Annotated in this window: 11 protein-coding genes; 2 read left to right on the forward strand and 9 right to left on the reverse strand. The window is 40.1% G+C overall.

Going from position 1 to position 11,336, the window contains the following annotated elements:
* Nucleotides 1-26: 26 nt before the first annotated feature.
* Both ligD and N8A89_RS10555 read right to left on the reverse strand, forming a co-directional pair.
* Complete coding sequence (gene ligD, locus N8A89_RS10550; protein ID WP_289644289.1) at nt 27-908, reverse strand: non-homologous end-joining DNA ligase; 882 nt, start codon at nt 906-908, stop codon at nt 27-29.
* A gap of 11 nt (nt 909-919) precedes the next feature.
* The gene (locus N8A89_RS10555; protein ID WP_281542230.1) at nt 920-1,591 is read right to left on the reverse strand and encodes a BON domain-containing protein; all 672 of its coding nucleotides are present in this window, start codon (nt 1,589-1,591) and stop codon (nt 920-922) included.
* 342 nt (nt 1,592-1,933) lie between these two features.
* On the opposite strand from N8A89_RS10555, the gene N8A89_RS10560 reads away from it, so the two are divergent.
* Together N8A89_RS10560 and N8A89_RS10565 are read left to right on the forward strand one after the other, a co-directional pair.
* A complete protein-coding gene (locus tag N8A89_RS10560; RefSeq protein ID WP_289644290.1) occupies nt 1,934-2,332 on the forward strand; it encodes a hypothetical protein in 399 nt (132 codons plus the stop codon).
* Nucleotides 2,333-2,375: 43 nt separating this feature from the next.
* The gene (locus N8A89_RS10565) at nt 2,376-2,744 is read left to right on the forward strand and encodes a hypothetical protein (RefSeq protein WP_281542232.1); all 369 of its coding nucleotides are present in this window, start codon (nt 2,376-2,378) and stop codon (nt 2,742-2,744) included.
* A gap of 527 nt (nt 2,745-3,271) precedes the next feature.
* Here N8A89_RS10565 and N8A89_RS10570 read toward each other — a convergent pair.
* The 7 genes from N8A89_RS10570 to N8A89_RS10600 form a co-directional block, all read right to left on the reverse strand.
* The gene (locus N8A89_RS10570; protein ID WP_281542233.1) at nt 3,272-3,940 is read right to left on the reverse strand and encodes a BON domain-containing protein; all 669 of its coding nucleotides are present in this window, start codon (nt 3,938-3,940) and stop codon (nt 3,272-3,274) included.
* A 218-nt stretch (nt 3,941-4,158) separates the two neighbouring features.
* Complete coding sequence (locus tag N8A89_RS10575) at nt 4,159-4,536, reverse strand: response regulator transcription factor (RefSeq protein WP_281542234.1); 378 nt, start codon at nt 4,534-4,536, stop codon at nt 4,159-4,161.
* Between the two features lie 145 nt (nt 4,537-4,681).
* Nucleotides 4,682-6,400, reverse strand: a complete 1,719-nt coding sequence (locus N8A89_RS10580) for a sensor histidine kinase (RefSeq protein ID WP_281542235.1) — start codon at nt 6,398-6,400, stop codon at nt 4,682-4,684.
* Entirely contained in the window at nt 6,384-9,374 is a 2,991-nt protein-coding gene (locus N8A89_RS10585; RefSeq protein WP_289644291.1) for a CheR family methyltransferase, read from the reverse strand. The genes N8A89_RS10580 and N8A89_RS10585 overlap by 17 nt, the downstream gene beginning before the upstream one ends.
* Nucleotides 9,375-9,634: 260 nt before the next feature.
* A complete protein-coding gene (locus tag N8A89_RS10590) occupies nt 9,635-10,228 on the reverse strand; it encodes an HdeD family acid-resistance protein (RefSeq protein WP_281542237.1) in 594 nt (197 codons plus the stop codon).
* Nucleotides 10,229-10,266: 38 nt separating this feature from the next.
* On the reverse strand, nt 10,267-10,773 hold the full coding sequence (locus tag N8A89_RS10595; protein WP_281542238.1) for a hypothetical protein: 507 nt from the start codon (nt 10,771-10,773) through the stop codon (nt 10,267-10,269).
* Between the two features lie 156 nt (nt 10,774-10,929).
* Nucleotides 10,930-11,322 carry a hypothetical protein gene (locus N8A89_RS10600; protein WP_281542239.1) on the reverse strand — a complete coding sequence of 131 codons (393 nt, stop codon included), beginning with the start codon at nt 11,320-11,322 and terminating at the stop codon, nt 10,930-10,932.
* Between the last annotated feature and the right edge of the window lie 14 nt (nt 11,323-11,336).

Consider the following 11,336-nt stretch of genomic DNA (forward strand, 5'->3'; position numbering starts at 1 on the left):
TATGTCGGTACTAACAGCTGCTGTTATTAATTTTTCCAGTTTGGATTTAGCATCGCCCAAATGATGGTTTTTTTGCCAAAATCCTTCCATGGATCTGATACGTGTTCTACCCTGTGTAAAAGGGTAACAATGGTATACGCCCGTGCACTTTGAATTCCATTCTGCAATTCGTTCCAACCGATGGGCACGGCAACTGGGGCATTTTCAAAGGCCCGAACCGAAAATGGACAGACCGCCGTTTGTGCATACGAATTGCGAAGGTAATCCACGAACAGCCTGCCCTTGCGCTGGTCTTTTCGTATTTCAGCGGTAAATAACCCCGAATGTTCCTTTGCTATGTACCTGGCTATTTTTTTGGCAAAGTCGCGAACCCCGTCAAAATTCTCGGATCGGTCAAGTGGTACTACCAAATGGATTCCTGACGAGCCCGTTAGCATTGGATAGGTAGTGAGCCCCAATTCGCTTTCCAACAACGAACGTAAGATCTGGGCGCTTTCTGTTACATGCTCGAACGAACCGTTGGGAGGGTCAAGGTCGAATATCAATTTATCCGGATAGTCCAATTTATCGGTTTTACTGAGCGTTACATGAAATGTTATTGTTCCTTGGCCCACGAGATATAGCAAGGTTTCTTCGCTATCGCAGATAACATGGTTTACCCATCCCCCTTCTTTTTTAATTTTCATTGTTTTAATCCACTGGGGGAAATAATCGGCAGCATTCTTTTGGAAAAATCCTTTCTTTCCAATACCATCGGGAAAACGATGCAAGGTCAAAGGTCTGTCCTTTAGGTAAGGTAACATATAGGCTGCTATGGCCTCATAATACCTTATGAGTTGACCTTTAGTAATCCCCGATTTGGGGAAAAGTATCTTCTCACTGTGCCGTTTTTTTTCAAGGGAAATCATTTAGATTTGTTTTAATCGGCAAACTCGGGATAGAGTTGTACCGCTATATCATTCTGTACCTTGGTTACCCCTTTGGCATTATAAGCAGCCCTTTCGGCCAATTTCTTTTCGTGATGCGAATGTACCCTACCCTTTAGTTGTACGGTGCTGCCGTTTACTTGAACCCGTATACCCTTGGCCTCAAGATCTGCGGATCGCTCAAGGGCCTTTTGAATTTCTTCCGAGATATTACCAGGTTCTACTGCGGGAGCGAGCACTATATTGTTGATTACACCCTTTACACCCAAAAGATTTTGTACGGTTCGTTTTGCAGCATCCCTTTGATAGGCCCAAGGTAAGTTTCCTGTAAGAAAGATAAAACCGTTCTCTACTTTCACCATCACCTTTTCCTTGGGAACCGAAGCGTTCCATTCCAAAGCATTTACTGCTGCTTTTGCAATCTCCTTATCGGTTTTTTTATAGTCATCGCCGTACATTACGTCGATGTCCTCGGCTACTGCCTTTACGCCCGTGACCCTTTTTACCGCTTTTTCCGCAGCCACTTTCTTGGGATAGGCATTTACGAAGCCGGTTAAAGTAACCACTCCGTCCTCGACAATGACCCCGATTTGGGTCTCGTCGATATCTGGTAGAAATACCAGCTCATCCAGAATATCCTGTTTGATTTGTGCATCCGTTTTCATAATCACAATATTTTATTTTCATTTCCTCGAATCTGCTTTTTTACAGCTAGGGACGAAATCTCATTTATAAGAATTAAAGGTAGCGGCATTTGATAGTATACAAAATGACACACATCAGTCAGCAATCAATTTAACTTGCACTTACTGTAGTAAGAAAATAATAGGACTGACTCAAATCATTTTGAAAAATGCCAGGAGTATGCATTTTTGTAGTAAACTATGATATAGTGCTTTCTAAAACAAGGGCGCCTATTACATAAAAGGATAGGATTATGAGACAGTTTTCGTTAGCGGTATGTTTTAGAAACGTAGTACTATTAATTGAGCAAAAAAAAGAATCAGATGAATACGACAAGTTCAAACCCCAAAACAGAATTACTTTTAGGTGCAAGCTTAAATGTACTTCACCAAGAAAGTTATGAATGGCTAGACACCATTGCCTTATGGAAAGATGAGACCCGATTTTTTGCGGACCTGCTCAATAAAAAGGACATCAAGGAAACTGAATACGGAAAAATGTTGAAGAATTTGGACAAGATTCATGAGAATCTGTTCGACTATTTGGCCGATGATATTGTTGCACATGAAAAGCTACTGTCCCGTTTGATAAGGGGTGAAAAAGGATTATCCGATATAATGTATCGAGAGCAACACCGAAAACTCAACGAGCGAATGAATAATTTTTCCAAAGATTTTAGAGAATTTAAGAAAATGGTTTTTGTATATGCCAAAAAGCTTTAAACCAATATTGTACAGAAGATAGTTAAGCTAAAAAAGACTCGTAATGGAATTCACCCTATTGACCAAAGAACCAAACTGCGACAGCATTGAAAATTTTATGGATTTCTATTACAGTCTGCGCCTACGATTCTTGGCGAGCGACTTACTATACAAGGGCTTAACCCCCAAACAGATTAGTGATGCCGTACTGAAAGCAGTAAATGTTGGCAAGTCTTCCGGGATGAACATCCGTGCACATTTCAAGCCTGTTTTTAGCAGTATTGAAAAAGAAATTATCACTGATTGTAAACTTTCCCGATTGGGATATGGGCTGGTTTTAATGAACGCGGAAACAAAACTATCGGTAGTTGGTAAATGGCAACTTGAAGTCTTGGAGGATTATTTGGCAAAGGCTAGGGAGTTTGAATCATAAATCTATTTTAAGGCCAATAGGACAACGGTCCAACCCCACAATATCTGAATAAATATTGACAGAAGGTACTATTTTCATTAAGACTGAGCCGACCAAACAAAAGCTTTTGTATTCCGCACATTGTACCCTTCATTCTGCATCATGTTTCGTAATGCCCATATCAAAAATTAGCTTAGCGTGTTTCGCTTTACTTAATAATGCCGTACCGACATACCCTCTTTTATCAGCAGAATTGTAAAAATATCTGTACCCGTCGAATACAGACAGCGCTTTTTCGATCTCGGTATCTTGAGCCTTTGTTTCTTGAAGACAGAGAATTTGGGGATTCAATTTTTTATCGATTCAAAAAAGTCTTTTTTTATAATAGCGCGAATTCCGTTGATGTTCCACAAAATGATTCTCATTTTCTTTATTTTGCCTAATTAAAAATATGTCGCTTTATACATAAAAACGGCCCTAATTTATCATGTAAATAAGGGCCGTTTTCTACATTTATGGTAGTAAGCCATGAGTGATTTTGACATTAACTAAGCATACTCGGTGTAATATTGAACCTTTAGCTCGTTTTTTACGTTGAATACACCTGGGGCCCGATATGCGGCTGTTTCGGCATCTTCCTTCTCTTTAATTGAGTGGACCTTGCCTTTTAGGGTAACCGTATGACCATCGGTCAAGACCGTAATATTCTTTGCATCTATTTCGGCTGCGCGTTCAAATGCTTTTTCAATCCTTTCCTTCACTTCAGTAGGCTTCACATCCTGCTTTATGGAAATATTATTAATGACACTGCGAACACCCAGCAATTTCTCGACCGCGCGTTTTGCCGCATTTTTTTGATAGCTCCATTTAACCTCGCCAGAAAGGTATACCCAGCCATCTTCTACCTTTACGCTCAGGTTTTCTTCAGGCACGGAAGAGTTCCATTCCAAGGCCTCTACAACAGCCTTTGCAATCTCTTTGTCGGTTTTCTTAAAGTCGTTACCGTATTTTACCTCAATGTCACTAGCTATCGCTTTAACGCCTTCAACACTTTTAACTGCCTTTTCCGCGGCAATTTTTTTAGAAAAGTTGTTGACTACACCGCTGAGGGTTACTATTCCGTTTTCAACAATAACTCCAATTTCTGTTTCGTCAATATTGGGTTGCCACGCCAATTCATCCAATACATCATCTTTAATTTCTACATCTGTTTTCATGATATTTTAATTTTAGGTTAAACTCTTAATTATGATAGCAAAGATATTCTTGATCGGAACTGTTGAAAATGATACAGATCATTACCGTTAATATTTAACAAAAAAAAGTTTAATTCATCTTTACCGAAATCAGATACAGAATCTGTGGTCTTAGAAAAATTTGTGCCTACGCAAAGGAGCTTTTGGTGATTTTAAATTTGCCTTGGAAGAAGTATGTGTTAAGAATGTTTTTTGTCCTTAATACATTTTTGAATCGATGCTAAGAGATCTCCAAGGTCTGATGGTTTTACGATATAGTCGTATGCACCAAGATCCATACCTTGTTGTACATCCTTTCTTTCGCTTTTTGCGCTATAAAATATAAATGGAATAGTCTTTAGTTCGCTATCCAATCCTAACTTTGCCAAAAGGTCAAGACCATTCATTTCTGGCATAAGAACATCACAAATAATTATATCTGGACGATTGGCCTTAATTTTTTGAAAACCTTCTTTACCATTTCTCGCCGTGATAACCGTATACCCTTCCATCTCTAGAATTTCCGCAGTATTTTCACAGATAGTTGGATTATCCTCAACGAGTACGATAGAGGTCATAGGTTAGCGTTTAAAATTTAGAGTACCTTAAATATAGTTAAAATTCCTACAATTCATCGGGTAATTTTAAGTAACAGATCGTAGGCGGAATTTAAAATGTACTAAAGCTGATTTTTTACGTACTAAAAACGAGAAGAATTGAATGTTATACCGAGGGTATCGTAAGGGTAAAAGTGCTTCCTTGGCCTACGGTACTAGAAAAATCGATAGTTCCTTCCAAGAGATCCAAATAACGTTCTACGATACTTAGTCCAAGGCCGGTGCCTTGAAGGTGTTCTACATTCTTTGCCCTGAAAAACCGCTGAAATAGGAATTTCTGGTCCTCCTTTGGAATGCCGATACCGCTATCCTTAATTTTTATTATTAGATTCCCGTTGGCTACTGCTGTATGCAGCTCAACAGCTGAATCTGAATATTTTATGGCGTTTGATAGCAGATTGGATACGATATGGTGCAATATTTTCCGGTCTTGGAATATCTCCGCACGTCCGGTGTGGGTATGGATAATCTGCTGTTGGGGTTTCAAAATCCCCTCCATATCGTCCAATAGGGGTCTTAAAAATTCTTTTATATTTAGATTTTCCTTTTTGATACGCAGGTCGCCTCTTTCCAGCTTTTCCAAAGAAAGGAAATCATCTAAAATGGCAGTAAATTGTTTTGAGGCCTTCTTTACACGTTCGATCAATCTCGGTTGCTTATGGTATTCTGCTTTTTCACTATACTTTTCAATTAGAATGATGGAAGACAATATAATGGTAATAGGAGTGCGCAGTTCATGAGAGGCAATGTTGATGAAAGCACTTTTTAACTCGTTGATTTTCTTTTCCGCTTCTAGGGCTTCGCTAAGTTCCTTCGTACGCTCTTTAACGGTTTCCTCTAGATTTGCTGTATATTTTTCTTTGATTGCCTCCAATCTTTTTCGCTCCGTAATATCCTCGCCAGCACTTAAGGTACCAATGGTTTTGCCAAACTTGTCTTTTAGAACGGTATTCGTCCATCCGATAAGTCGCCGCTCGCCGGCCTTGGATCGTACCTCGCTTTCAAAATAGGGTAACGATAGCATTTTTTTGTATTTGAAAAAATGGGGTATATCGTCATTTTCAGTTTTATTTTTAGTGGGCATAACGTATTCAAACCATTTCTCACCTTGCAGTGCGTGCTTTTCATACCCCAATAAATCGCAACCTTTTTGGTTGATGAGCTGTACCCTATATTCATTGTCCAACAATAAAAAAATAACCGGGGCCAGATTTAAATACCGTGCAATACGCTCTTTTTCCTCTTGCAGGTCTTCATGCTGTTGTTGTAGGGCCTCGGCCTCGCGTATCTCAGTAACATCCTGCATAGATAGCCGGCAAATGGGTTTGCCCGTTCCATTTTCTGTTACAGTACCATGTATCAATGCGGTAAACACATCGGTGCCATTGCGTTTAATTTGAAGCTCAAATGGTTTGAGCGTTCCGTGTTCAAAGGCTTCCCTTAGTTTTAGGAACAAGGTACCTGATTCCCCGCTGGACATGTATGCTGAAAATGGCTTGCCCTTTATAAGTGAACGATCTATACCCATCATCGTACAGGCGGTAAGGTTAATGTTTTCAATCACTCCCTTATCATCCAGTATAAGATAGCCAATGGGGGCAAAATCAAAAAGATCGGTATATTGATCCCGTGCATCTTCCAATAGATGCTGGGCTTCACGCAGTTCTTGATTTTGCATCTCCAGTTCTACCTGATGTACTTCAAGCTCGTGCATAAGGGTTCTTGCCTTATCCATGGTCAGGTCCAGTTTTGTATCTGGCATTTTTTTCACCTGGGCTTCCGCCATGGAGCGCAATTTCTTATTTATGTCATTCTCGCTGCCCATTTTTTTCCTTTTTAATCTTTTTCAACTGTTTTTCCACAAGGGTTAATTCGGTAATATCTACCGAGGTACATGCTATACCGGTAATCTTATCAACTTCTACCACTGGCCGTACCAAAAGGTCATAAAAACGGGTCTCACCGGCTAGCTTTAGGGAAACGGTTGCTCGTTCCGCTTTCCCTGTCTTCAGCACTTTTTTCTTTATTACGCCCAATTTCTTGGCATCCTCTTTGTCGAAAAAATCGGCATCGGTCTTTCCAATCATGTCCTTGAACTGAAAATCAGGATGTATATTGGGCATGCTGGTATAGGTTAGATTCTTGTCCTGCGTATAGATTACGGTCTTGGTCATTTCTAGCAGATGTTCATATTTGATTTTGTAATCGCGCAATTCCTCTGCCAACAGCTTTTCCTCCGTAATGTCAACAAAAGTGATGACCACCCCTTCAATTACATTTTCTGCAGTGCGATAGGGCATGATCTGCATCTTGTACCAGATACCATCATTACTTCTAATAGTTTTTTGTATGGGCGTCAGCTTGTTCAAAACTGTTTTTACATCTTGCTGTATACCATCGTAAATGAGATTGGAAGATAGGTGCCCAATGGGCCGCCCCACATCGGTCTGGATAAGGTTAATGATCTTTGACATGGAGGGCGTAAAACGTTTTATCTTCAGATTTGAATCTAGAAATATGGTGCCGATTTCCGTACTGGCCAACAGGTTGTTCATGTCGTCATAGGCCTGGGCAAGCTCATCAATTTTTCCCTGCAGCTCCGTGTTCACAGTAACAATCTCTTCGTTAACGCTCTGTAGCTCTTCTTTGGAGGTTTCCATTTCCTCGTTAGTACTCTGTAGTTCCTCGTTACTGGACTGTAGTTCTTCGTTTGAGGATTTCAGTTCTTCGTTCGATATTTCCAACTGTTCTATGGTAGACCGGAGGTATTCCTTAGTGGCGGCAAGTTCTTGTTCCAGGGCATGAAGTTCTGTGGTATCAGTTGCAGATTTTTTATCCCTACCTTCATCAACACTTTCTGGAACAATGGCAACATCCTCAAACGTGACCATCCAATATTCATCGTCAAGCCCCACATCGACTAAGGGTCGTAAGTAAAGATCGATCAATTGTGTGTTGCCGTTGGTCTTGACCTTTATATTCTTTCTCGTTTCGGTCTTTTTACTATTTCGACCTTTGGTGAGCAGACTACGAAGGTCGGTCTTAAGTCCCTCGCGGGCCATATCGATAATATTCAACTTAGCTTCACCCGGAGAGGGTTGTAAGTACTTGCCCGTATTACCGGAAAAATAGACTGCATCTCCCTTAGTGTTTACAATGGCGCAGGCCGGGGCATAATTGGCCAACAGCATTTTTTCCGTTATCCCAGAAAGACTGCTCTGCCATTCCCGTTTTTGAGGAGCGGTGTTTGCCATTTTAAGGTGAATGGGCTCCTGAAATAAGTGTCCTATATCCGGCATTCTAGCCTGTTTTACGTCCTTAAACCTAAAAATCTTATGCTTTCTGTCCAGAACATCGAACAAACTAGCATATTCGCCTAAGGATTCCGAGTTACCGAGAAAAAGAATGCCTTTTGGATTCAATGCATAATGGAAAATCGCAAACACCTTTCGTTGGGCCTCCGCATTCAAATATATCAGCAGGTTGCGACATGTGACCATGTCGAGTTTTGAAAAAAGGGGATCTTTAATGAGATTGTGCTCGGCAAAAATGATTTGATCTCGAATTTCCTTTTTTATCCGATAGGTATTGGTTTCACCCTGAAAATAGCGGGAAAGGCGTTTTATACTTACATCGGAGGAAATGGTTTCCGGATACACGCCCTGTCTGGCCAAATTGATGGCATCCTCATCAAGGTCAGACGCAAAGATCTGCACCTTCAGAGACTTGGTCTGTTTACGTATGGCCTCATCAAAAAGAATGGCGATTGAGTAGGCCTCTTCCCCTGTGGAACAGCCAGCGACCCAAACACGTATCATCTCACCGTCTTGTTTGTTTTCAATAATTTCGGATATGGCGGTTTGCTGTAATGCAGCAAAAGCCTCCTTGTCCCTAAAAAAACTGGTAACACCAATGAGCAGTTCTTTAAAGAGCTTTACAACTTCCTCACGTTGTTTTTGAAGATGCTTAATATAGTTTTCAAGTTTGTCGATTTGGTTGAGCGCCATGCGTTTTTCTATCCTGCGGATTACCGTACTGCTCTTGTAATCGCTAAAATTACAGCCCGTTTCATTCCGTAAAACAATAAATATTTTATCCAACAGCTCATTTGGGGTTGATACTGGAATAAGTTTTTCCTCTGGTGTGAACTTGCGGTTCTTGGCGTATTTAAGGAGCATGTTGGGCATTTCCTTAACAGCAAGTATAAAATCTTCCGCTCCTGCCGCTATGGCACTCCTGGGCATACCATCGTATTTTGCAGTAGTCGGATCTTGAACAATGGAGAGTCCACCCTTACCTTTAATATCCTTTAAGCTCAATGTGCCTTCCGTACCCGTACCCGAGAGAATGATGCCGACCGCCCTGTCTGTTTGATCTTCAGCAAGGGAGCGAAAGAAAAAATCGATAGGTTTGCGAAAACCCCGGGCCGCTGTTGGGTCCATTAAATGGAGCTTACCGTTTAGAATGGCCATATCCTTATTCGGCGGAATAATATAAACATGGTTGGGAACAACCGTCGTATTATCCCTAACCTCTGTCACGGTCATTTTTGTATGGCTTTTTAAAAGGGAGACCATCAAACTTTTATGTGTGGGGTCTAGGTGTTGAACCAGAACAAAAGCCATTCCCGGAGCATCGGGCATTGCTTCAAAGAATTCCTTAAAAGCTTCTAATCCACCAGCTGAAGCACCCATACCTACAATCAAGAATTTTGATGCTTCCTTCTTAGATTCAATATCCTTTTTTAAGGGCTTTTTATGGGTTGAGGACTTTTTGGGCGTTTTATCTTGTTTTGCCATGGTACTTCTTTGGTATTCTTAATATGGTTTGTACCAAAGTTAAATAAATGTAGCAAAGACTCGGAGGTAAATAAATGATATATATCAGCACCCTTTTTACTGATCTGTTCAGTGTTTTAGTTATTGTTTAATTAAGTGAGCCAAGCAATTCCCAATGTCGTATTCAAAAATTTTTGCGGTAAAAAGTCCTGTCGGGATACGTTTACATAAAGGTATGAAGAGTCTTAAGAAGATGGTTAAGTTTTTTTGCCTATGATTGGTTAGGCTAAGGCCTTGCCCAAGTGATCCGAATGAGAATCAGTGGTATTTTCAGTCTTCTTTCCTTTAATTGTCAACTTTCTTAACGTGAGACCAAAAATCAACTTATAAACTCCCGAAGCAAACAAGCAAAATAAAATCATAAAGTTTAGCTTGATACCTGCAAAATTGGTTCCGGCCAACAAAAGAACGGCATAGGGAATCGTTATAAAACCAAGAATCAATGTCCAAGCCCAACTCCTTCCTCCTAAATGTTTATAGTGTAATGAGCTACTGATAGCAAGAATGCCGCCGAAAAGTACTAGGAAACCTGTAAGGATGGGTATTGAACTAGGCATATCTGTAGGATACAACAAGAGTGGAATACCGATTAGTAGTTCTATCAGCCCCACAGCAAACAACCAACCCCAATTTGATAAAATTCTATTGGAAGAAATGGACAACGTCGTCCAAAATAGCCCTAGTAGTAATATAAAACCGCCAAATATCATACTGAGTAATTCAAAATGTGGTAACGGGGTTCGCAACATCCAGACGCCCAATCCGATATATAGAAACCCTAACAACAGGGAAACCCACCATTGTTTTAGCTTCATTCTTCCCGAGTATAATAGCGTTGTCATAATTCTAGTCCTTAATCTACATTATCCTTAAAAAAATTCTTTAGGGCAGAACCTAATTCTTTCATATCGTGTTGAAACTCTCTTTGGAACTTCCCCTGTTTTTCTTTGGCGGCCTCATTAAATTCTACCAGGTTCTCCTTGAATCTACGGCTACGTTCCGCCAACCTTTCTTTTAGCCTTTTGTTCCTTTGCTCAAGGGTGTCTAGCTCTTTATTGAGTCCTTCACTTTCTTTTTTACCAACAATTGCGATTTTGTCTCGTAGCACTTGGATTTCGGTTCCGGTATTATCTATCGCAACTTCGGATTCAGACCTGAATTTTTCCCACTCTGCCTTCATCTCAATCTCGATATCTTCTTGGGACTGTCTCGCTATTTTGGCCAAGTTATCAGCTGCCTGTTGTATATTTTCGTCAGTAGCATCAACATTTGCATTCTTGGTTGCAGAATCCCTACAACTTTCTAATAGGCTACATATTAGAATGCTCGACATTATCGTCAAAAGGATTCTTTTTTTCATAACGGGTGTCCTTCAAAAGAATATCCTAAAAATAAAGTTGGTTTAAAACGACTGCAATGACCTATGTCAGTATTATAAAAACATCCATTGCAATCCAGAATTTACCGGTCCTAGATAAAAAGCGCAGATCTTTTAACCTAAAGTATACTATGTTCCTTACATGTATTTGGATAAAAAGTGAAAGAACTCTTTTTTAAGATCGGCATAAATCTGCCGTTGGGTTTCCATTTTATTTCGGAACTCCAGATGTTTTTTGGTCATCGCGGTATCGAGGGCATTGTGACCTGTTTTAGTTTGGCCAGCGATTCGTGTCTCATGAATTTCAATTTCCTCTTGTAATTTGTCTATTATTCCATCATGAAGTATAAATTCATTTTGATAATGCTCTAATTTAGCCAATACCTCTTTTTTTGTCCATCGATGTACTAGCTCAGCCAATCGATTATTAAACGATTTTAGTTCGTCTTCCCAAAAAGCAAGTTCAGATTGCCATTGTTTGTGCTCAAAATGTAGGTCTTCGTTGTAGAGTACTTCTTTTGTCTTTTCCATAATATATTCTTGTT

Source organism: Maribacter aestuarii (genome assembly GCF_027474845.2).
GTDB classification, from domain to species: domain Bacteria; phylum Bacteroidota; class Bacteroidia; order Flavobacteriales; family Flavobacteriaceae; genus Maribacter; species Maribacter aestuarii.